Source organism: Pseudomonas sp. Z3-8 (assembly GCF_051131975.1).
Taxonomy (GTDB): domain Bacteria; phylum Pseudomonadota; class Gammaproteobacteria; order Pseudomonadales; family Pseudomonadaceae; genus Aquipseudomonas.
The window spans coordinates 4,338,355-4,360,221 of the sequence record NZ_CP071643.1; the positions used below are offsets into that span (position 1 = coordinate 4,338,355).

A 21,867-nucleotide genomic window follows, 5' to 3' on the forward strand; every position below is an offset into this window, starting at 1 on the left:
GCTCGCTCCCACAGGGTCAGGCGTGACTCACCACTCGGCAAAACTGCCATCGGCATGGCGCCAGATCGGGTTGCGCCAGCGGTGGCCGATGGCCGCGCGCTCGATGACGTATTCCTCGTTGATCTCGATGCCCAGGCCCGGGCCGTTGGGGATCTTCACGAAGCCTTTGTCATAGTCGAACACCTGCGGATCCTTGATGTAATCCAGCAAGTCGTTGCTCTCGTTGTAATGGATACCCAGGCTCTGCTCCTGGATGAACGCGTTGTAGCAAACCGCGTCCAGCTGCAGGCACGCCGCCAGCGCGATCGGGCCCAGCGGGCAGTGCAACGCCAGCGCCACGTCATAGGCCTCGGCCATGTTGGCGATCTTGCGGGTTTCGGTGATGCCGCCGGCGTGGGAGGCATCCGGCTGGATGATGTCCACGTAGCCTTCGCTGAGCACCCGCTTGAAGTCCCAGCGCGAGAACAACCGTTCGCCCAAGGCGATCGGCGTGCTGGTCAGGGGTGCCAGTTCCTTGAGCGCTTCGTAGTTTTCGCTGAGCACCGGCTCCTCGATGAACATCAACTTGTAAGGGTCGAGCTCCTTCATCAGCACCTTGGCCATCGGCTTGTGCACGCGGCCATGGAAGTCCACGCCAATGCCGACGTTCGGCCCGACCGCATCGCGCACCGCCGCCACGTTGGCCAGGGCCAGGTCGACTTTTTCAAACGTGTCGAGAAATTGCAGCTCCTCGGTGCCGTTCATCTTCACCGCCGTGAAGCCCCGCCCCACGGCTTCTTTCGCCGCTCGGGCGGTGTCCGCCGGGCGGTCGCCGCCGATCCACGAATAGACGCGGATCTTGTCGCGCACCTGGCCGCCCAGCAGATCGCTGACCGACACGCCCAAGGCCTTGCCCTTGATGTCCCATAACGCCTGATCGATACCGGCCAGCGCGCTCATGTGAATGGCACCACCTCGGTAGAAACCGCCGCGATAGAGCACGGTCCAGATGTCCTCGATGTTGCGTGGGTCTTTGCCGATCAGGTAGTCGGACAGTTCCTCGACGGCGGCCGCCACCGTGTGGGCACGGCCTTCGACCACCGGCTCGCCCCAACCCGTCACGCCCTCATCGGTCTCGACCTTGAGGAAGCACCAGCGCGGCGGAACGATAAAGGTGGTCAACTTGGTGATTTTCATCTTCTTGTCTCTCTTGTCGGATGCAGCGCGCGGGGCGCTGGGAAAGTCTTCAGCTCAAAGCGTTCCATGCGGCCACGTAGGCCTTGGCGCGCACCGCCACTTCGTCCACTGTCAGGCCCGGCTTGAACAGCCCGGAACCGAGGCCGAAACCCTTGACGCCAGCCTCGATGAACACCGCCATGTTGTCCGGCGTGATCCCGCCCACCGGCACCAGCACGGTCCCGGTCGGCAATACCGCAAGCCAGGCCTTCACCACTGCCGGGCCCATCTGCTCGGCCGGAAACATCTTCAACACATGAGCACCCTCGGCCAGCGCGGCGAAGGCTTCGGTGGGCGTGGCGACGCCGGGCGACAGGTACAGGCCCGCCGCTTTCGCCGCGCGCAGCACCTTTGGATCGCTGTGGGGCATGACGATCACCTGGCCGCCAGCCGCTTTCACCTGCTCGACCTGCTCCGGTGTGAGCACGGTGCCGGCACCGATCAGGCAATCGGCGGGCAACGTGCTGCGCAGGATGCGGATACTTTCGTACGGCTCAGGAGAATTGAGCGGTACTTCGATGACGCGAAATCCGGCGTCATAAAGGACTTTGCCGACAGCGGCCGCCTCTTCGGGACGTAGGCCGCGCAAGATCGCGATCAGCCCGTTTTGCGCCAGTGCTTGGGTGAGCATTTCAGGTCTCCAGTGAGGTTTAGCGCGATGCGGTGGAATCGAGCAGCCCGGCCGCCACGGCCAGTTGCCACAGCCCGCGTTCGGTGGCCTGTTCGGCCAGGGTCACGCGGGCGAACCCGCAGGCGTCGAGAGCCCGTTGATAGCGGGCACATAGTTGAGAGTTGCCGATCAGCACCACCGTTGGCAGATGCACGCTGTTGCGTCGCTGCCGCTGCACGGCGGCCAGGGCGGTCAGTTCATGGCCGATGAGCAGGCCGGAAAGATAGTCGGCCTGGGCGCTGGCACCGAGTTCGCCGGTCAAGCCCAGGCTGCGGGCGCTGAATACCGTGGACAGCGGGCCGATCTGGCCGTCTACCGACAGCGCTACCTGCACGCCACGATCAAACGCCGCGCCGTCGAACGCCACACCGCGTTGCTGGGTGCGGCCGAGAATGCTGTGATCGCTGAGCACGGCGAAGATCTCGCCGGTCATGAAGGTGTCGAAATGCACGATGCAGCCATCGGCCACTTCCACCCATTTCGAATGGCTGCCCGGCAGGCCGATCAGCACCGCTTCGTTCGGCAGGCTGGCCAACGCACCGAGCACCTGGGTTTCTTCGCCGCGCATGACATTGGGCAGCCGGGAACGTTGGATCACTCCCGGCACAATGTGCACATCGACTCCGCGAAGACTGCGGATGACCTGTAGGGAATGTCCGAGGTTGGCGACGTTTGCCGGCGTGTCGCAGTAAGGCGCTTCACACCAGCCCTGGGCGCTGCCGATCATGCCACAAGCGATGACGGGCAAACCTGGCTGCGCATCGAGCCAGTCGCCGCAGGCTTCATCGAAGGCCAGTTCGAAACCGTTGTTGCACTCCTGGCCGGCGACCGTGCGCGGCCCGGACGGCAACTGCATGATCCCCGACGACAGCGAACGCTGTTCGAGCACCTCGCCTCCAGCGGCAAGTTTGTAAGCTCGTAATGAGGTGGTACCCCAATCGAGCGCTATCAATTGCGCCTGCATCCGCTTCACCTGTTTTGTTTATTGGCAGTGAGTGAAGCGGACTATAAACCCGGGCGCTGGAAAATCTCAATATATAAATATCACTCCCATATATTGGGATAAAAAAGCGTCCCGCAAAACGATCGCTATCTGCATGAGACCCTGCTACGTTTTTTGACCGGACGCCAAACATCAGGGACAAAAAATGGAACATTCACTGAAGATCCTCGGCCGCACCTCTTCGATCAACGTCAGAAAAGTACTCTGGACCTGTCAGGAACTGGACATCCCTTACGAACGCGAAGATTGGGGCATCGGCTTTGCGTCGACCCATGACCCGGCATTCCTGGCCCTCAACCCCAACGCCCAGGTGCCGGTGATCATTGATGAGAACGGCGTGCTCTGGGAGTCGAACACTATTTGCCGCTACCTGGTGGGCAAGCATGGGCGCGCCGATTTGTTGCCCATCGAACCTGCCGCCCGCGCGCGCGTCGAGCAGTGGATGGACTGGCAAGCCACGGAGCTCAATCCGTCGTGGGGGGATGCGTTTTATGGGTTGGTGCGCAAACATCCGGATTTCCAGGACCCACAGCTCATCGCTGCCGGGGTTAAAGGCTGGAACGAGAAGATGGGGTTGCTCGAGCAGCAGTTAAATCACACCGGCGCCTATGTGGCCGGCGCGAAATTTTCCCTGGCGGACGTGCTTATCGGCCTGTCCGCGCACCGCTGGCGCCAGACGCCCATGGAGCGTCCGGACTATCCAGCCGTGGCCGCCTATTGCAAGCGGCTCGAACAGCGTCCCGGATTTGCCGAGTACGCGTCCAGCGCCTACTCGTAAGCCTTAATTGCCGTTGGCGAAATCCCGCAGCACCTTGCCATCCATGCGGTATCGCACCCACTCTTCCTGGGGTTGCGCGCCGAGGGATTTGTAGAATTCGATGGCCGGGGTGTTCCAGTCCAGGACACTCCACTCGAAGCGACCGCAGTCGTTGTCGCAGGCGATCTTCGCCAGATGCCGCAACAACGTCTTGCCCGCCCCGCCGCCGCGTTGTTCGGGAGTGATATAGAGGTCTTCGAGGTACAGGCAATTGCTGCCCAGCCAAGTGGAGTAACTGAAGAAAAACACCGCGAAACCGATCGGCACGCCATCACGCAGGCACATCAACCCATGGGCGGTTGCGCCTTCGCTGAACAGGCTGCGCTCGATATCGGTAACGCTGGCGATGACTTCGTGGCGGGCTTTTTCGTAATCGGCAAGCTCAGTGATGAAGGCAAGGATTTGCGGCGCATCGCTGGGTTGCGCAGGACGGATCTCGATCGACATGAACGGGCCTTGTAGCCAAATGAAAGCACCATACTAAGCCGCTGCGCGGCGCTCGTCACATCTTCTGAAGACAACTTTCAAAGTACCGTTCGTCGCCCTCAAGGCACCATCCCCGCTCCCGCGCGGCCAAAAATCAGGCAAGCATTCCTAAAATGGAGGCTACACCATGATCAGTTCCAGGCTGACTGCGTTCACATTTGCCGCTTTGTTGTCCTCGGCGGCTTTCGCGGCCACGACTTCAGGGACCGGCCCGACCGATCCGGTACAGGCACCGAACTCGCCCGCCACCCAAGGCTTGCCCAAGCTGAATACCGATGGCACCGGCGGCACCTTGAACAATGGCCAGCCGCCCGCCACGGGCACCGATCCGCGAGTCCAGGGCAACGACACCGGTCGCCAGGGCGGCATGAACACCCCGGACTCCACCGCTCCGGATAACGCCGACACCGGCGTAGGTTCGAAAACCACGACCGGCGGCTCCGGTTCGGAAGGTGGTGCCAACCAATAGCCTGGCTCGCAGGTGACTCTGCTCACACACCAGAGGAGGAACAGTTCATGCCTCGTGGAAGCAAAGACAAATACACCGACAAGCAAAAGCGCAAGGCCGAGCACATCGAAGAGAGTTATGAGCAAAAAGGCGTGCCGGAGGGCAAGGCCGAAGCTCGGGCCTGGGCGACAGTCAACAAGCAGTCCGGGGGTGGCGAACGCTCCGGTGGGTCCGGCAAGAAAAAACCCGCCGAGGCCAAGCAATCCGACCGCAAGGAATCGGCCCGGCGCGCCGTCAAGTCGCGTGAAGGCCATCCGCGCACCAGCAACGCCTCCCATGAGGCTCAGACGGTAGAAAGCCTGATGAAGGAAGCCCGGGCGAAAAACATCCCCGGACGCTCGAAGATGCGCAAGCAGGAGTTGGTCGAGGCGTTGCGCAAGGCTGGGTAATTGTTGGCGTCAGCAAGAACGGCTTCGCGAGCAGGCTCGCTCCTACATAGGATCTGCGTTGCGCTGTGTTTCTGCGCCGGGCACAAACCCTGTGGGAGCGAGCTTGCTCGCGATAGTGGAAGATCAGTCGCCACTGACCTTCAGCGCTGCTTCAACCGGTCGATCACCACCGCCAGCAACAGGATCGAACCACGGATGACGTACTGGTAGAAGGTGTCGATATTCTTCAGGTTCATCGCGTTCTCGATGATCGCGAGGATCAGTACACCGGCAATGACATGGCGGATCATGCCGATCCCGCCACTCAGCGAAACCCCGCCCAATACACAAGCCGAGATCACCGTCAGCTCGAAGCCCTGGCCGATCATCGGTTGGCCCGAGGTCATGCGCGACGCCAGGATCACACCCGCCAGCGCGCCAATCACGCCATGCACGGCGAAGATGATGATCTTGGTGCGATCAACGTTCACCCCCGCCAGCAACGCCGCTTCCTGGTTGCCGCCGATGGCCATGGTGTTGCGCCCGTAGGTGGTGTAGTTCAACAACCAGCCGAAGAACAGGAAGCAGACAATCGTGATCAGGATCGGCACCGGCACGCCAAACAGCTGGCCGTTGCCGAACACGAAGAACGATTCCTGGGACACGCCGACCGCTTTACCGTTGGCGAAGATATACGCCAGGCCGCGAACGATCTGCATCGTCGCCAGCGTCGTGATCAACGCGTTGACCCGTAGTTTCGCAATGACGATGCCGTTGATCAGACCGACGATCAGGCCCATCACCAGCGCCGCGCTGACACCGAGGAACACGCTGTTGGTGTCGCGCATTACCACGGCAGCGACCACGCCGGCACAGGCAATCACCGAGCCCACCGACAGGTCGAAGTGCCCGGAAGCCAGGCAATAAAGCATGGTGCAGGCGGCAATGCCGGTGGTGGAAATCGCCAGGCCCAGGCCCCGCATGTTCAGCGGCGACAGGAAGTTGTCGATCATCAGGGTGCAGAGCACAAAGATGCCGATAGCCGCCAGCAGCATGACCCAGTCGTCGAGGAAGCGGCGCAGGTCGAGGGGCTTGCGTGCCGTTGGCAGTGCATTGTTTTGAATGGTCATGATTACCTCTCAGTTCGCCGCGTCGGCAACGCGTTGGCGCGGCAGCGCCAGTTGCAGCAGGTTGGATTCGTTGGCCTGGTCACGCGGCAGCTCGCCGCGCATGGCCCCTTCGCACAGCACCAGGATCCGGTCGGAAATACCCATCACTTCCATCAGGTCGCTGGACACCACGATCACAGCGATGCCATCGGCCGCCAGGTTGTGGATGATCTGGTAGATCTCGGCTTTCGCACCGATGTCGATGCCCCGTGTCGGCTCGTCCAGCAGCAGGACCTTCATCGGCATCGACAGCCAACGCCCGAGGATCGCCTTCTGCTGGTTGCCACCCGACAGGTACATGATTTTCTGGCTCGCCGCCGGGGTCTTCACTTTCAGCGACTTGATCTGCTTGTCGGCATTGCCCCGCTCCCATTCGCCGCGCAGCAGGCAGCCGAGGGTCGAATGGGACGGACGCGCGCTGATGTTGATATTCTCGCCGACACTGCCCAACGGAATGATGCCTTCCTTCTTCCGGTCCTCCGGGCAGAGCAGCACGCCAGCGCCGATGGCATCCCGTGGCGAACGCAGTTTCAGTTCCTTGCCGTGCAGCACGAGACTGCCCTCGCTCTGGCGCTCCAGGCCACTGAGCAAGCGAAACAGCTCGGTACGACCGGCGCCGACCAGCCCGAAGAGGCCAAGAATCTCACCCTTGTGCACCTCGAAACTCACCGGCTCGCGCAGGCCCGGCCCCAGCAGCCCCTTCACCTGCAGCGCCACATCGCCACGCTCACGCGGACGGTAGTCATAGATGTCCTGGATATCACGACCGACCATGCAGGTGACGAGTTGATCATGGGTCAACTCGCTCATGTTTTCGAAGGTCCGGACATAACGACCGTCCTTGAACACCGTCACCGCATTACAGATTCGAAAGACTTCTTCCATCCGGTGGCTGACGTACAACACCACTTTGCCCTCGTCCCGCAGGCGGGCGATGATCGCCATCAAACGGTCGATTTCCCGCGCCGAGAGGCTGCTGGTCGGTTCGTCGAAAGCAATGACGTGGGCGCCACGGGATAATGCCTTGGCGATTTCCACCAACTGGCGCTGGCCGAGGGACAGGCGACCGACTTTTTCCTGCGGGTCGATTTCGTCCGCCAGGCCTTTGAGCAGCGCCAACGCCTGCTGGCGCAGCACACCGCGATTGACCAGGCCGAAACGCGCCGGCAAATGGCCAAGGAACAGGTTTTCGGCGACGGTCATTTCCGGCACCAGGTGCAGCTCCTGGTGAATCACCGCCACACCGCTGGCGATACTGTCGGCGGTGCCTTTGAACGCCATCGTCTGCTCACCGATCTGCAAGTCGCCGCTGCTCGGGATATAGGCGCCGCCAAGGATCTTGAGCAACGTGGACTTGCCCGCGCCGTTTTCACCCATCAAGGCATGAACCTGTCCTGGATGGGCGACGAAACTGATATTGGCCAGGGCCTGCACGCCGGGAAAGGTCTTGCCGATCCCGTTGAATCGCAAGCTGCCGCCAGTGTTGTGTTGCCGTGTCGCTGTTTGCGCTTGCATAACCACCTCGAACTCACAGAGATCAAGCGGCCCGGTCACGCCTGTGACCAGGGGCCGCTTTTGAATCAACCAGCCGTCAATTCCACAGGCCGATCTTTTCCAGTTCCTGCTTGAAGTTCTCCCGGGTGATCAGCGTCACCTCGTCCATGGCGGTGTACTTCGGCGGCTCCTTGCCGGTGGTGATCCACTCGTACATCATTTCCGCGGTCTTGTAGCCTTCGATGTGCGGGCTTGGCAGCATCGAACCGAAGAAGCCACTATTTGGTTTCTTCAGCTCGCCGATGGCGTCGGTGCCGTTGATGCCGATACCGATCACGTTCTTGGCATTGAACCCGGCGGCTTCGGTAGCGCGCACGCCGCCCAGCACAGTATTGTCGTTCATGCCGCCGATGATCAGGTTTTTCGCGGCGCTTGGCAGCTTGACCAACGCCGAGTTGGTGGAGTCCATGCTGCCCGGCACGTCGAGGGTTTTCAGCGCCGAGAAGAGGATATGGTCTTCCGGCATACCGGCCTTCTTCAGGGCATCGACCGAACCGTCGGTGCGTTTCTTACCGGTGTCCAGCTCGTTGAAGGTGTTGATCACCGCGTAGGTTTCTTTCCAGTCCCAATTGCGTTTTTTCGCTTCGGCAGCCATCGCGGCGCCTTGTTTCTGGCCAACCTCGAACGCGGCCATGCCCAGGTACGGCACGTCTTCCATGAATTTTCCGTTGGCGTCGACGAAACGGTCGTCCACGGCGATCACCTTGAGGTCGTTGAGCTTGGCCTTGGCCATGATGGCCGGGCCCAGGGACACGTCCGGCGGGCAGATCACAAAGCCCTTGGCACCGTTGGCGGCCAGGCTGTCGATAGCGGAGAGGGTTTTCTCGCCGTCAGGCACGGCGATCTTGATCAACTGGAAGCCTTTGTCCTTGGCCGCCTTCTCGGCGAATGCCCATTCGGTCTGGAACCAGGGCTCCTCGGCCTGCTTGACCAGGAAACCGATTTTCACCGCATCGGCCGCCAGCAGGTGGCTGCTGAGACTGAACGCGGTAACCGCCAGGGCGGCGCGACACAGGGAACGGATCCCACGACGATGTTTCATAGCTGACTCCTTGTTTTTTTTATTGAAAGCCAAACGTCCAGGGATCTGCTCCACGTTGGTGGAAATGCGCAGGCTGGCCGGTCAAATCGTGTTACTGCACAGCATAGGTCTAAATAGTCATATCGTATGATGATTGGATTACAGGCGAAGTTTCCCACTGCAATCCAGAAATATTCAGTCGTGGTACATGACCGAACGTCCACCATCAATGGTGATGCATGAAGCGTTGATGAAAGGTGCTTCGTCACTGGCCAGAAACACCGCCGTCATTGCCACTTCGATCGGCTGGCCGATACGCCGTGGCGGGTGCAGATCCAGCGCACGCTGGCGTTCGGCCCGGGGATCGGTGAAGCCATTCCAGTAATCGATATTCAGCTGGGTCTCGATGTAGCCCGGCGCAATGGCATTCACCCGCACGCCTTTGGGGGCGTATTCGATGCCCAGGGCGCGGGTCAGGCCCAGCAGCCCATGCTTGGCGACGGGATACGGGAAACAGCCGGGAATAATATGGGACGAATGGGTCGACGCGATATTGATGATGCTGCCCACGCCCTGCTCGATCATCTGCGGCAATACGGCCTTGCAGCCATACCAGGCACCGTCCAGGTCGATGGCGAAGCAACGGCGCCAGTCTTCCTCGGTCATTTCCAGCGGATCGCGGAACACATTGACGCCAGCGCAGTTCACCAATACGTCGATGCGACCATGCAGTTCAACCGCTCGCCGGGCCATGGCGTGCAGGTCCTGCTGGCTTGAAACATCGACCTTGAGTGCTTGTACATCCCCACCGCGCCCACGCCAATGGGCGGCGACGGCCTCGACTTTTTCAGCCTGGATGTCGCTGATGACCAGCCGCGCCTGTTGGGAAGCAAACGCAGCAACGATTGCCTCGCCAATGCCCTGGGCAGCACCCGTCAGCAGCACGACCTTGCCTTTCAACCGATCGCCCTGCGGCGGCTCCGGCACCGGTGGCAAGCAAAGCGCTTCAGCCATGAACCTGGGCTCCCGCGGCAAGACACGAGAAAAACCGGGCACCCACGGGGGACCGGTCTAGAGACTGCATAACCGACAGTAGCTGGCGAACGCCGCTGGGGCGTTCGGGGGAAATTCGATGCATCGCTTCACCTGTTTTGTTTTTTTAAGTGTGAGTGCGTATTGCTGATGCAGCCGACTATAAACCCGACCGCCAAATAATCTCAATATATATATTTACATCCCATATTTTGGGATCTAGCCAGCAAACCTCGTACAAGCCACACCCGGCACGTCCACTCGCATCGACAGCACCGCACCGTCCAGTGGATGCCCAAGCGGACTTTGCGCGCTGGTGATGTAGAGCGTCCGCAGGTCGTCCCCACCGAATACACAACTGGTGGGACGGCTGACCGGCAACTCGATCACCCGATCGACATGGCCGTCCGGATGCAGCCGCAGCAGGCAACTGCCATCCCAGCGAGCATTCCAGATGTAACCTTGCGCATCCATCGCCGAACCGTCCGGCCCGCCACGGGAATGGGGGCCGAACCAGACCTCCGCGGGCGCGAGTTTGCCGTCGGGGTAGATGAAGTGCCGATAGAGCGTGCCATCGAGGCTCTCACCGAAATACACCGTCGTGCCATCGGGGCTCCATAGCAGCGTGTTTGGAATGCCCAGCCCGCGCAGCAGGGGCATCACCCGGCCATCGCCGCCGACACGGAACAGGCCGCCGGAACGTCGCTCGATGGGCAGGTCCTCGCCCTCTTCTCCGATGTTGTTTTGCATGGTGCCCAGCCAAAGCTGGCCCAGCGCATCACAGCGCGCTTCATTGGCACGATTGCCAGGCTGGGGATCGGCCATGCACAGCAGCTTCAGGCGCGGCTCCAGCCCAGGCGAATCCAGGTCCAGTCGATAGACGCCACTGCTCAATGTCACCAACGCATCGCCGCTCTGGGTCGGGATGAAGGCGGAAACGTGTTCGGGCATCTGCCAGATCTGTACATTGGCGCCGATCAGCCGCAGCGCCTGCTTGCCGGCGATATCTACCCAATACAGCGCCTGGGTCGGCTCGTCCCAGAACGGTCCCTCGCCCAGTTTCGCCCGATGTTCCGTCACAGCCGTCCAGTTCATTGCAACCTCCCGTTCCCGGCTCGCCCGGTATTGTCTGTTCGACCGGCCATGACGTCGGGGTAGAAGCGCTTGATGGCCAGGTCAGCGTTGTCGATCAGGGTCATGCAGGCCCAGACGCCGCGCGCCGCGTCGCGCTCGGCGATGGCTTCGGCGATATCCTTGTGGATCGGCAAGGTGCGCCGCAATTCGTCCGGATCGGCCGCCGACACCTCGAACGAGACCGCCAGCAACGCGCCCAGGGCCGGAACCATCTGCTCGATGAATTGATTGTGGCTGGCGGCGAGAATGCATTCATGGAAAAACTGGTCGGCAAGGTTGTAATCGGCGCCGCTGTCCACCGCCCGCTCCAGCGCATGATAAGCCAGGCGGATCGCCTGCACCTGATCAGCCGTCGCCCGTTCGCAGGCCCAGCGCACCGCCATCGGTTCGATGGTGCGCCGCAGGTCCAGCAGGTCGTCGACGAAGTTTTCCGGCAGGCCGCTGCGTGACAGCCAGCCAACCACCTGCGGGTCGAACAGGTTCCAGCGGCGCACCGGCAGTACTCGCGTGCCGACTTTCGGGCCGACTTCCAACATGCCTTTGGCCACCAGCGTCTTGATTGCCTCACGGATCACCGTGCGGCTGACGCCCAGTTGCTCGCCCAGATCTGCCTCGACCTTGATGGTTTGCCCAGGCTTGACCTGGCCGGCGGCAATCCAGCCACCCAGCCAATCGACGGTCGACGCGTGAAAACTGCTGGACATGACTACCCCGTGGGCTTTTCTTATCAGGCGCCCACGCTAATCATCATATGATTGGGTGTCAATTTGAATTTGCGCAACTACTGTAGGAGCGAGCCTGCTCGCGATAGCGGTCGGTCTGCATAAAAAGATGTCGACTATGCTGCCGCTTTCGCGAGCAGGCTCGCTCCCACCCAGGATTTCAGGGCTCAAGACCGATGGGGAAAAACACGCCGCCGCTCCATACGCCCAACCAGCGCTGACCATCGATCTCGCGACTCACCGCCAGCTCCACCAGTTGATAGAACACGTTGCGATGAATCAGCGCTTCGAGGTTGCTGCGCACATGCACGTACGGCGCAGGCTCCTGGGTCCGGGGGTCGATGACCACCCGCATCGGATGATCGGGGCCGGCTTCGGTGGTTTCCTCGACATTGGTAGTAAAGCGCAACAACTGCCCCTCCCCCTCTCCGTCGACCTCAAGGGTCACGGCCACGAACGGGGCGTCGTCGACTTTGATGCCGACTTTTTCCACAGGGGTAATCAGGAAATAATCATCGCCGTCGCGGCGAATGATGGTGGAGAACAGCTTGACCATCGGCTTGCGCCCGATCGGCGTGCCCAGGTAATACCAGGTGCCATCACGGGCGATGCGCATGTCGATGTCGCCGCAGAAGTCGGGGTTCCACAAGTGGACCGGCGGCAGGCCTTTGGTCTTCGGGATCTGTCCCAGCAGGTCATTGGCTTTTTGCGGTCCGCTCATGGTGACTCCTTGAATGTTACTGGTCGCTTATCCCCAGCAAGGTGCGGGCATATTCACGCAGTGGGGCGGCGATCAGGTCTTCTGGCTGTTTGTCGTGCAACGTCAGTAAACCGCCACGACTTTTGATACGCGCAGTATCAATCAAATACTGGGTGCTGGTCTCGATCAACATGATCTGAATGACACCGGTATCGACACCCAGTCGATCCACGGCTTCTTCGTCCAGCCATTCGTCGGTGTTGCCGATGCGGTTGTCCGCTTTGGCGAACCGGGTATAAAGCAAGTAATGAGCACCGGCGGCACGCGCTTCGCCCATCGCCTGGTCGAGGCCTTCCGGGACCCGGGCGCGACGAACCATGGGGAAATACTCGATGAAACCGTTGAACGCTTCTTCAGCCACGACATTGGGCCGCGGATAAGCGCTGCCTGGCGGAGCAAAAGCACCCTGGGCAATGTAGATGAAGGAATCCGGCTGAATGCGCAGGTTGTTCACCCGACGGCTGTCGCTATGGTCCAGCAGGCCGGCGTCGCTCATGTGATAACGAACGCCCTCCCCCATGTCGCTGACATTCATGCAGCCACCCAGCGTCAAAACGGCCAGCAGCAAAAACAGGCTACGCATCCTATCCTCCAAAAACCGGTGACGGAAAACCGGCGAATGGCCATGGGATGCAGCTTTTGCGCCAGCTCGACAATTATCCGGTTTGGAATGTCTATGGGGGGGGAGCTTGCTCCATCACCACAAAAAGCCGCTGTTCAGCCGCCGATGATCTTCATGATGGTCGCACCACCCGAGAACGCCACTTCCTGCTTGTCCCCCAAGGCCTTGACCAACAGCCGCTGGAGCGCCGGCAATGCCTGGTGACGCGGTTTGTCCAACAGATCGCCAACGTAGTGACGGTTACTCGACGACAGGCAGCCATGCAACCAGCCTGTGGAAGACAGCCGCAGCCGCGAACAGGTGCGGCAGAACGGCACGCTTTCGTTGGCGATCACACCGAAGTGCCCCAACCCCGGAATTTCGTAACGCACGGCCGTGGCATCGATCGGCGCATCGGCCTGCAGATATTCGTACTGGTCGCCAATCAGCCCCAGCAACTGCTGGAGGCTGACGAACTGTTGAAGGAACGCATTGGAATCCTTGGCCAGGTGGCCCATGCGCATCAACTCGATGAAACGCAACTCATAACCACGCTCCAGGCAGTACTGGAGCAACGGCATCACCTGGTCCAGGTTCTGCCCGCGCAACGGCACCATGTTGACCTTGATCTTCATTCCCGCCGCCCGGGCCTGCTCCATGCCGTCCAGCACGGTCGCCAGGTCGCCACCACGGGCAATGCTGCGAAACGCCACGGGGTCCAGGGTGTCGAGGGAGACGTTGATACGGCGGATACCGGCGTTGACCAGTAGAGGCAGCTTCTTTGCCAGCAGCTGACCATTGGTGGTCAGGCTGATGTCCTGCAGCCCCATCTGCCCCACCGCCGTCATGAAGCTTTCCAGCTTGGGGCTGACCAGTGGCTCTCCACCGGTGATGCGCAACCGCTCGATGCCGGCGGCTTCGATCAGATAGGCCACGCCCCGCGCCATGGCCTCGGCCGACAGTTCATCCTGCGCAGCCACCAGCCGCTTGCCGTCTGGCACGCAGTAGGTACAGGCATAGTTGCAGGCTGAAGTCAGGCTGATCCGCAAATTGCGAAAACGCCTGCCTTGACGGTCAACGATCATGATCACTCCGGCGAAAGAAGAATCGGGCCCGCAAAACCTGACCTAAAAATCAGATTTCTGCAAGGCCCAAGCCTGAGTATATTCCTCGGGCAATGCGCCATGTAAGCAGACATGGCGCAATCAGACAGCTGAATGCCTCAACTGCTCGGGACGTCGGTGTCGCGCTTGCGCTTGTTGCCCATGCGCACGCCAATGTCCATCAGGAACTGGAAGAAGCCTTCCTGATCTTCAAGCACATTGCTCCAGAACGGAGAGTGATACAGCGCCACGGCGCCATGCACCAGCGCCCAGGCTGCGCAGTAATGGAAATACGGCGGCACATCTTCGAGCTTGCCTTCGCTGATCCGGCCCTTGATCAGCAGGGTCAGGCGTTCGAAGTTGGAAGCGCGGATCTTGTGCAGCTCCTCGACCATTTCCGGCACCTGGTTGCCCTTGACCACCTTCTCTTCCAGACGGTCGAACAAGCGGTAACGCTGCGGGTCGCGCATGCGGAACTCGAAATAGGCCCGGGATAGCGCTTCCTTGTCCTTGTCCACATCGGCCGAATGCAACAACTCGTTCAAATCGCGCTCGTAATCGAGCATCAGCCGCAGGTAGATCTCGGCCTTGGATTTGAAATGTTTATAAATCGTGCCTTTGCCGATACCCACGGCATCCGCAATCATCTCGACGGTGACACTGTCTTCACCCTGGTCGAGGAACAACTTGAGCGCGGTATCGAGAATTTCCTGCTCGCGGCGACGAAACTCACGGACCTTACGGGGTTCTTTGTGCATAAGAAAAAGGTCTGAAGGGTCAAAATTCGAAGCCGGGTATTATGCCTAAATTACGCAAAAATGCACGGATCATCCATTTTCGATCAGTGTTCTGCGGAAAACCGTGCAGTCCCGACTCCTCCGTTTACCTGGCACCCTACCGTACTGGCAGGTGAACAGGACAGTGAGAACCTATCCGAAGCGAGCGTATTCCAAATTTGTTTAAAAACCGCCGCAACCACACTGGACGCATCGCCACAGTGATCAATACTTGAACTGTCGGCGCGACATCTCCCCCAAGTGACGCGCCGATAAAGGTACCAACGGACCGAGTGCCTTTGTTTACTCCTAATGGTCTTAACCCGGATTCACCCCCCAGAACCCGGGTTTTTTTTGTCCGTGATTCAGGCCCTCGGCGAACCGACATGGGCCAGGGGGAACAGGCGTTTGAAGTTTTCCGTGGTCTGCTGCGCGAACCGCTCATAGGATTCACCGCGCAACATGGCGAGGAACTCGGCCACCTCGCGCACGTACTGGGGAAGGTTCGGCTTGCCGCGATAGGGTATTGGCGCCAGGTAGGGCGAATCGGTCTCCACCAGCAATCGATCGGCCGGCACTTTGCTGGCGACGTCGCGCAGGGCATCGGCATTGCGAAACGTGACAATACCGGACAGGGAGATGTAGTAACCCATGTCCAGCGCAGCCTTGGCCATGTCCCAGTCTTCGGTGAAGCAATGCAGCACGCCCGCCTGGGGCAACGCCGCGTCGCGCAGCAGATCCAGGGTGTCGGCGCGGGCACCGCGGGTGTGGATGATTACCGGCTTGCCAGTCTGACGAGCCGCTTCCAGGTGCAAGCGGAACGAAGCCTGCTGCACCTCGGCGGCCTCCGGCTCGTAGTGATAGTCGAGGCCAGTCTCGCCAATGGCCACCACCCGAGGATGGTCGAGCTCGTGCAGCAGCCAGTCCAGGGCCGGCGCGGCATCGGGCTGTACGTCCAGCGGGTGGATACCCACCGAACAATCGACATCCGCATAACGGTCGGCCAGGACCTTGACGTCGGCGGCGTTGTCGGCGCTGACGCCGATGCACAGGAAATGCCCGACGCCCCGTTGGCGCGCGGCATCCAGCGCGGCGTCCAGCGAACCACCATGGGCGGTAAGGTCGAGGCGATCAAGGTGACAATGGGAATCTACAAGCATATGGGGCCAGCTACATCGTATGGGTAGGACGGTCGGACTTGAGGGTTCCGGCCAGGTGGGTTTCGATCTGATTGCGGGCCGAGTTATCGCCTTCGTTGAACTGCACGCCAACCCCGGCCGCCCGGTTGCCCTGGGCGCCTTTGGGGGTGAGCCAGATCACCTTGCCGGCGACCGGGATTTTCTCCGGTTCGTCCATCAGGCTCAACAGCATGAACACCTCGTCGCCCAGGCGATAATTCTTGTTGGTCGGGATAAACAGGCCGCCATTCCTGATGAAGGGCATGTAGGCGGCGTAGAGCACCGACTTGTCCTTGATGGTCAGGGACAGGATGCCATTGCGTGGCCCGGGGCTGACAGGTTCGTTCATGCTGATCTCCGCTGCAATTGAGCTGAGTTTAGTGTGCCTGTCAGTTACGACCAGGCAAACTTGCCCATTGCACCAACAGCGCCTCCAGCAACAGGACGCGATTTAGGTTCGCCTTGCTCAGCACCTTCTGGCGTTGGGCAAGGATCCAGTCCTGAATGTTCAGGATTTTGTCCTGGCTGCTTTTTTGCGCCAGGTACTGGATCACCTTGCGCATGTCCGCCAGTCCCAGCCCTGCCTCGTCCTCGGTGAGCTGATAACGCAGGATCAGGCTCGACCAGTCGCAGAACCAGTCAAACAGCAGCAGCAACGGAATGGCGTTCCAGCCCTCGGCCAGTTGCGTCGGCGACTGCTGTTGCTTGAGCAGCTTCTTGACGCCGTCCACGACCAGTGCCCGCTGCTCACGCACGCCCTGGGCCTGGAGGCTGACGGCCGCCAGTGGCGAACCGGCGGCCAGGGTCAGCAGCTCGACACGCTCCTCATCGCTGCTGTCAGGCAAGGCCTGGCCCAGCCACTGCAGGCTCATGGCCTCGCTGGGCAGCGGACAAGCCTGCTGCACGCAACGGCTCTTGATGGTCGGCAACAACCGACTCGGTTGGTGGCTGACCAACAGCAGGACGGTATTCCCGGAAGGCTCTTCGAGACTCTTGAGCAAGGCATTGGCAGCGTTGATGTTCATCGACTCCACCGGTTCGATCAACACGACCTTGCGCCCGCCCATCTGCGCGGTCTGGACAACGAAACTCACCAGGTCCCGGACCTGGTCGACCTTGATCGCCTTGTCCGCCTCTTCAGGCTCCAGCACGTAGTTGTCTGGATGGCTACCGGCCTTGAGCAGCAGGCAGGACTTGCATTCGCCGCAGGCGCCCGCGGCCACCGGGGCCTGGCACAACAGGCTCGCCATCAGGCGTTCGGCCAGGGCCCGCTTGCCGATCCCGGCCGGACCGTGGAGCAGGTAGGCATGGGCATGCTGGGCACGCCCGGCCAAATGCTGCCAGAGGCTGTCCTGCCACGGATAGGCTTCAGCCACGGGCACGCTCCAGTAGACGCGGCAGCAGACCATCCAGCGATTGCTGGACCTGTGCCAGCGGCTGGGCGGCGTCGATCAGCAGGTAACGCGCCGGATCAGCTTGGGCACGCTCCAGGAAGGCGTTGCGCACGGCGTTGAAGAAAGCCTGCCCTTCCAGCTCGAAGCGATCGAGCCGACCCCGGGCGCTGGCGCGGGCCAGACCGATGTCCACCGGCAAGTCGAACACCAGGGTCAGGTCCGGCCGCAGGTCCGCCTGGACAAAGGTTTCCAACGCGGCGATGCGTTCAAGGGACAAGCCTCGGCCGCCCCCCTGGTAGGCGTAGGTCGAATCGGTGAAGCGATCACACAGCACCACCGCTCCACGGGCCAGCGCCGGGCGGATCACCTCGGCCAGATGTTGCGCCCGGGCAGCGAAAACCAACAACAGCTCGGTGTCGGGGTTCATGACCTCGTCAAGGGGTGCCAGCAGCACCTCGCGAATCCTCTCGGCCAGCGGCGTGCCGCCCGGCTCACGGGTCAGCACCACCTCGATGCCTTCAGCCCGCAAACGTCCGGCGAGGTATTCGCGGTTGGTGCTCTTGCCGGCGCCTTCGGGGCCTTCCAGGGTTATAAACAAGCCAGTCACGGGCGATCCTTAATCAGAGTCATTGCGGGCTCGGCGGCTCGCTGGCATTCGCTTCGGGGGCGGGTTGCGGCGCGGGTTCCTGGGGCGGCACCTGGGGCACGGCTTCAGGCGCCGTATCAGGTGAAGCGGCGGGAATTGGCGCCACATCGTCCGGCGCAACCGGGGCCGGGCTGGAGCGATAATCGGCGCGGCGCTTGAGCTGGTATTCGCGCACCGCGTTGTTGTGCGTTTCCAGGTCATCGGAAAACACATGGCTGCCATCGCCCCGGGCCACGAAATAAAGACTGTTGCCGTCCGCCGGGTTCAACGCCGCATGAATCGCCTCGCGCCCGACCATCGCGATCGGCGTCGGCGGCAGCCCTGGAACCAGATAGGTGTTGTAGGGATTCGGTTCTTTCAGATGGGCGCGGGTGAGCTTGCCGGCGTAGCGCTCCCCCAGGCCATAGATTACGGTGGGATCGGTCTGCAACAACATGCCCAGGCGCAAGCGGCGCACGAACACCCCGGCGATCTGGCCACGCTCCTGGGGCACGCCGGTCTCCTTCTCGATCAGGGAAGCCATGATCAATGCCTGGTAGGGCTGGGTGTAAGGCACGTCGGCGGCTCGTTGCGCCCACTCCTTGGCGAGCACCTCTTCCAGCCGATCGTAGGCCTTCTTCAGCAGATCGGCATCCGACGTACCGCGCACGAACCGATAGGTATCCGGGAAAAACCGGCCTTCGGGAAATATCCCGGAATGACCAAGACGGTCCATCACCTGACTGTCGCTCAGGCCGGCGAGGGTCTGCTGGAGCTTCTCATCCTTGGCCAGCGCTGCGCGAACCTGACGGAAATTCCAGCCCTCCACCAGCGTGACGCTGTACTGCACCACGTCACCACGCTTCCAGACACCGATCAGGCCGTCCATCGTCATCCCTGGGACCATCCGGTATTCGCCGGAGTGCAGGGGTTGGCCGGCGAGGTTGAAGCGCCAGTACACTCGCAGCCAGAATGCATCCTTGATCAGGCCATCGGCTTCCAGGCGATTGAGCGTCCCGGTCGGCGTGGTGCCGCTGGGTACGTCAAGCAGTTCTTCCTGGGTGATGTTCAACGGCTGCTGCAGCGCCGAGTGAATTTTCCACGCCGAAGCGCCCAGCAACAGCCCAGCCAGAACCAGTCCGACTTCCAGCAGCAGCAAGAATTTACGTCTCACGAATCAAGCATCCAATAGCGCACGGGCAAGGGTCTGCAGTTTACGGGTGAGCGGGCCAACCGGCCAGCGCGCCGAACCGCATCCGCGTACCGGCCACACGCCATAAACGCTGTTGCAGACAAAGACCTCGTCGGCCTGGTGCAGCTGTTCGAGGCGGATATCGGTGACCTGAGTTGCGATGCCATCAGACTCGGCTTGAAACAATAATTGCCCGCGCATCACCCCGGCGACACCACAACGGCTCAGATCCGCCGTGATCAGCGCTCCGTCGTGCACCATGAACAGATTGCTGAACACGCCTTCGATCACCCGCCCGGACATATCCAGCATCAAGCCTTCGGCATGCTCGGTGTCGCTCCACTCGGCGCGGGCCAGCACTTGTTCAAGGCGATTGAGGTGTTTGAGGCCGGCGAGCAACGGTTGCTCGGACAGGCGTGTAGTGCAAGGAAACAGCTGAACGCCTTGCTCGGCATGGGCCAGCGGATAGGCCGCCGGCGGGCTGCCCTGCAAGATGCGGCGGGCCTGGGCTGAAGGATTGGCGGCATAGCCCCGCAGACTGTCGCCACGGGTCACGATCAGTTTCAGAACGCCATCGCCGAGCTGCTGCGCATAGGCTTGCAGTTCAGCGTTCAATACCGCCCAATCGGCACTGATTGCCAACCGTCGGCATCCCAACGCGAGGCGTTGCAGATGCCCCTCAAGCAGAACGAGCTTACCGTCCCGCACGGCGATGGTTTCGAACAACCCATCACCGTAGGCCAGGCCGCGATCTTTCAGCGACAGAGCGTCAGCCGGCTGACCGTCGACCCAGCTTTCCATCAACCGGCGAACCGGCGAAACACCAGCGAGCCATTGGTCCCGCCGAAGCCGAAGGAATTGGACAACACGACGTCGATGTCCATGCTGCGGGCGGTATGCGGCACGAAGTCGAGGTCGCAACCCTCGTCCGGCTCATCGAGGTTGATGGTCGGCGGCGCCACCTGGCTGTTGATCGCCAGTACGCTGAAGATCGCTTCCACCGCACCTGCCGCGCCCAACAGGTGGCCGGTCATCGATTTGGTCGAGCTGACAGCCAGTTTGTAGGCGTGGTCGCCGAACACGGTCTTGATGGCCTGGGCTTCGGCCAGATCGCCAGCCGGGGTCGACGTACCATGGGCATTGATGTACTGCACTTGCCCTGGATTGAGCTTGGCGTCGCGCAAGGCATTGGTGATGCAACGAGCCGCACCGGCGCCATCGGCCGGTGGCGAGGTCATGTGGAACGCATCGCCGCTGGTACCGAAGCCGATCAGTTCGGCATAGATGGTCGCGCCACGAGCCTTGGCATGTTCAAGCTCTTCAAGCACCAGCGCACCGGCACCGTCCGACAGTACGAAACCATCGCGGCCCTTGTCCCACGGGCGGCTGGCCCGGTCCGGCTCATCGTTGCGGGTCGACAGCGCACGGGACGCGCCGAAACCGCCCATGCCGAGGCCGCAGGCGGCCATTTCGGCACCACCGGCAATCATCACGTCAGCTTCGTCGTACATGATGTTGCGCGCGGCCATGCCGATGCAGTGGGTGCCCGTAGTGCAGGCAGTAGCGATGGCGTAGTTGGGTCCCTGTGCACCGAGGTGGATGGACAGGAAACCGGAAATCATATTGATGATCGAGCCCGGCACGAAAAACGGCGAAATACGCCGCGGCCCGGAATCATGCAGCGTACGGCTGGTTTCTTCGATATTGGTCAAGCCGCCAATACCCGAACCCATGGCCACGCCGATGCGCTCACGGTTGGCGTCGGTGACTTCCAGCCCGGCATTGCGCACCGCCTGGAAACCGGCTGCCAGGCCGTATTGAATGAACAGGTCAAGCTTGCGGGCTTCCTTGACCGACAGGTATTCCTCGACATTGAAACCCTTTACCGAGCCGCCAAAACGGGTGGAATAGGCAGAAAGGTCGGTGTGTTCGATCAGACCAATGCCACTACGGCCAGCCAGAATGCCCTGCCAGCTGCTCGGCACATCCGTGCCCAGTGGCGACAACATACCCATACCGGTGACTACGACGCGTCTACGCGACACAGCACTCTCCTTTTTCAAATGACGACTTTGCATCAGGCCTAAAGAAAAAACCGCACGCCGAAATGGCAGTGCGGTTTTTCCATGACAGCTAGCGACGACTAAATACGATTACGCCTGGTGGCTGGTAACGTAGTCGATAGCAGCTTGTACAGTAGTGATCTTTTCAGCTTCTTCGTCAGGAATCTCGGTCTCGAATTCCTCTTCCAGAGCCATCACCAGCTCAACGGTGTCAAGGGAGTCGGCACCCAGGTCTTCGACGAAGGAAGCGGTGTTCACAACTTCTTCTTCTTTAACGCCCAGTTGCTCGGCAACGATTTTCTTGACGCGCTCTTCGATGGTGCTCATACCTTGTTTTCACTCCTAATGGACAAATTCAGGCAGCTGGCCGGTGGGTAAGTGTATAGAAAGACTTTTCGGTTTTTCAACCGAAAGCTTCACTCCTCGAACCCTGGGGCCCGCCGCCTATAAATAGATTGCAGCTTTATAACGGATTT

At 61.0% G+C, this 21,867-nt stretch carries 25 protein-coding genes; 3 read left to right on the forward strand and 22 right to left on the reverse strand.

Annotated features, from left to right (window positions below; translation table 11 throughout):
* Positions 1 to 27 precede the first annotated feature (27 nt).
* Genes dgoD through J3P94_RS19755 form a run of 3 tightly spaced genes read right to left on the reverse strand, consistent with a single transcriptional unit; the run spans position 28 to position 2,849 of the window.
* Positions 28 to 1,176 carry a galactonate dehydratase gene (gene dgoD / locus J3P94_RS19745; protein WP_186707213.1) on the reverse strand — a complete coding sequence of 383 codons (1,149 nt, stop codon included), beginning with the start codon at positions 1,174 to 1,176 and terminating at the stop codon, positions 28 to 30.
* A 49-nt stretch (positions 1,177 to 1,225) separates the two neighbouring features.
* Positions 1,226 to 1,846 carry a 2-dehydro-3-deoxy-6-phosphogalactonate aldolase gene (locus J3P94_RS19750; protein WP_434569337.1) on the reverse strand — a complete coding sequence of 207 codons (621 nt, stop codon included), beginning with the start codon at positions 1,844 to 1,846 and terminating at the stop codon, positions 1,226 to 1,228.
* Between the two features lie 19 nt (positions 1,847 to 1,865).
* Entirely contained in the window at positions 1,866 to 2,849 is a 984-nt protein-coding gene (locus tag J3P94_RS19755) for a 2-dehydro-3-deoxygalactonokinase (protein ID WP_434569338.1), read from the reverse strand.
* A 184-nt stretch (positions 2,850 to 3,033) separates the two neighbouring features.
* On the opposite strand from J3P94_RS19755, the gene J3P94_RS19760 reads away from it, so the two are divergent.
* Positions 3,034 to 3,666, forward strand: coding sequence for a glutathione S-transferase family protein (locus J3P94_RS19760; RefSeq protein WP_434569339.1), 633 nt, complete (start codon positions 3,034 to 3,036; stop codon positions 3,664 to 3,666).
* A 3-nt stretch (positions 3,667 to 3,669) separates the two neighbouring features.
* On the opposite strand, the gene J3P94_RS19765 is transcribed toward J3P94_RS19760, so the two are convergent.
* The gene (locus J3P94_RS19765) at positions 3,670 to 4,152 is read right to left on the reverse strand and encodes a GNAT family N-acetyltransferase (protein WP_434569340.1); all 483 of its coding nucleotides are present in this window, start codon (positions 4,150 to 4,152) and stop codon (positions 3,670 to 3,672) included.
* Positions 4,153 to 4,318: 166 nt separating this feature from the next.
* Between J3P94_RS19765 and J3P94_RS19770 the strand changes: the two genes are divergently transcribed.
* Positions 4,319 to 4,660 (forward strand): hypothetical protein, encoded by a 342-nt coding sequence (locus J3P94_RS19770; RefSeq protein WP_305496037.1) that lies wholly within the window; start codon positions 4,319 to 4,321, stop codon positions 4,658 to 4,660.
* 47 nt (positions 4,661 to 4,707) lie between these two features.
* Complete coding sequence (locus J3P94_RS19775; RefSeq protein WP_434569341.1) at positions 4,708 to 5,088, forward strand: Rho termination factor N-terminal domain-containing protein; 381 nt, start codon at positions 4,708 to 4,710, stop codon at positions 5,086 to 5,088.
* Positions 5,089 to 5,228: 140 nt separating this feature from the next.
* Here the strand turns inward: J3P94_RS19775 and araH are convergent, their stop codons facing one another.
* The 18 genes from araH to acpP all read right to left on the reverse strand — a co-directional run bounded on the left by araH (position 5,229) and on the right by acpP (position 21,718).
* Complete coding sequence (gene araH, locus J3P94_RS19780) at positions 5,229 to 6,197, reverse strand: L-arabinose ABC transporter permease AraH (protein WP_305496039.1); 969 nt, start codon at positions 6,195 to 6,197, stop codon at positions 5,229 to 5,231.
* 9 nt (positions 6,198 to 6,206) lie between these two features.
* Positions 6,207 to 7,751 carry an L-arabinose ABC transporter ATP-binding protein AraG gene (gene araG, locus J3P94_RS19785; RefSeq protein ID WP_434569342.1) on the reverse strand — a complete coding sequence of 515 codons (1,545 nt, stop codon included), beginning with the start codon at positions 7,749 to 7,751 and terminating at the stop codon, positions 6,207 to 6,209.
* Between the two features lie 76 nt (positions 7,752 to 7,827).
* Positions 7,828 to 8,832 carry a substrate-binding domain-containing protein gene (locus J3P94_RS19790; protein ID WP_434569343.1) on the reverse strand — a complete coding sequence of 335 codons (1,005 nt, stop codon included), beginning with the start codon at positions 8,830 to 8,832 and terminating at the stop codon, positions 7,828 to 7,830.
* A 174-nt stretch (positions 8,833 to 9,006) separates the two neighbouring features.
* Positions 9,007 to 9,825, reverse strand: coding sequence for an SDR family oxidoreductase (locus J3P94_RS19795; RefSeq protein ID WP_434569344.1), 819 nt, complete (start codon positions 9,823 to 9,825; stop codon positions 9,007 to 9,009).
* A 237-nt stretch (positions 9,826 to 10,062) separates the two neighbouring features.
* Positions 10,063 to 10,938, reverse strand: coding sequence for an SMP-30/gluconolactonase/LRE family protein (locus tag J3P94_RS19800; RefSeq protein ID WP_434569345.1), 876 nt, complete (start codon positions 10,936 to 10,938; stop codon positions 10,063 to 10,065).
* Positions 10,935 to 11,681 (reverse strand): FadR/GntR family transcriptional regulator, encoded by a 747-nt coding sequence (locus J3P94_RS19805; protein WP_305496044.1) that lies wholly within the window; start codon positions 11,679 to 11,681, stop codon positions 10,935 to 10,937. Before J3P94_RS19805 ends, J3P94_RS19800 begins: the two co-directional genes overlap by 4 nt.
* Positions 11,682 to 11,859: 178 nt before the next feature.
* Complete coding sequence (locus tag J3P94_RS19810; RefSeq protein ID WP_434569346.1) at positions 11,860 to 12,420, reverse strand: DUF1285 domain-containing protein; 561 nt, start codon at positions 12,418 to 12,420, stop codon at positions 11,860 to 11,862.
* Positions 12,421 to 12,436: 16 nt separating this feature from the next.
* Complete coding sequence (locus tag J3P94_RS19815; protein ID WP_434569347.1) at positions 12,437 to 13,042, reverse strand: DUF4823 domain-containing protein; 606 nt, start codon at positions 13,040 to 13,042, stop codon at positions 12,437 to 12,439.
* Between the two features lie 134 nt (positions 13,043 to 13,176).
* Positions 13,177 to 14,145, reverse strand: coding sequence for a GTP 3',8-cyclase MoaA (locus tag J3P94_RS19820; RefSeq protein ID WP_305496047.1), 969 nt, complete (start codon positions 14,143 to 14,145; stop codon positions 13,177 to 13,179).
* 137 nt (positions 14,146 to 14,282) lie between these two features.
* Positions 14,283 to 14,921: a TetR/AcrR family transcriptional regulator gene (locus tag J3P94_RS19825; RefSeq protein ID WP_003204240.1), complete on the reverse strand. Its 639-nt coding sequence runs from the start codon at positions 14,919 to 14,921 to the stop codon at positions 14,283 to 14,285.
* Between the two features lie 383 nt (positions 14,922 to 15,304).
* Positions 15,305 to 16,099: a TatD family hydrolase gene (locus J3P94_RS19830; RefSeq protein WP_434569348.1), complete on the reverse strand. Its 795-nt coding sequence runs from the start codon at positions 16,097 to 16,099 to the stop codon at positions 15,305 to 15,307.
* Positions 16,100 to 16,109: 10 nt separating this feature from the next.
* The gene (locus J3P94_RS19835; protein WP_305496049.1) at positions 16,110 to 16,466 is read right to left on the reverse strand and encodes a PilZ domain-containing protein; all 357 of its coding nucleotides are present in this window, start codon (positions 16,464 to 16,466) and stop codon (positions 16,110 to 16,112) included.
* Between the two features lie 40 nt (positions 16,467 to 16,506).
* Positions 16,507 to 17,493, reverse strand: a complete 987-nt coding sequence (locus J3P94_RS19840; protein WP_434569349.1) for a DNA polymerase III subunit delta' — start codon at positions 17,491 to 17,493, stop codon at positions 16,507 to 16,509.
* Entirely contained in the window at positions 17,486 to 18,118 is a 633-nt protein-coding gene (tmk, locus tag J3P94_RS19845) for a dTMP kinase (RefSeq protein WP_434569350.1), read from the reverse strand. Before tmk ends, J3P94_RS19840 begins: the two co-directional genes overlap by 8 nt.
* 19 nt (positions 18,119 to 18,137) lie before the next feature.
* Entirely contained in the window at positions 18,138 to 19,310 is a 1,173-nt protein-coding gene (mltG, locus tag J3P94_RS19850) for an endolytic transglycosylase MltG (protein WP_434569351.1), read from the reverse strand.
* A 3-nt stretch (positions 19,311 to 19,313) separates the two neighbouring features.
* A complete protein-coding gene (gene pabC / locus J3P94_RS19855) occupies positions 19,314 to 20,129 on the reverse strand; it encodes an aminodeoxychorismate lyase (RefSeq protein ID WP_434569352.1) in 816 nt (271 codons plus the stop codon).
* Positions 20,129 to 21,373 carry a beta-ketoacyl-ACP synthase II gene (fabF, locus tag J3P94_RS19860; RefSeq protein ID WP_305496054.1) on the reverse strand — a complete coding sequence of 415 codons (1,245 nt, stop codon included), beginning with the start codon at positions 21,371 to 21,373 and terminating at the stop codon, positions 20,129 to 20,131. Before fabF ends, pabC begins: the two co-directional genes overlap by 1 nt.
* Positions 21,374 to 21,481: 108 nt before the next feature.
* Positions 21,482 to 21,718, reverse strand: coding sequence for an acyl carrier protein (gene acpP, locus J3P94_RS19865; protein WP_003175607.1), 237 nt, complete (start codon positions 21,716 to 21,718; stop codon positions 21,482 to 21,484).
* Between the last annotated feature and the right edge of the window lie 149 nt (positions 21,719 to 21,867).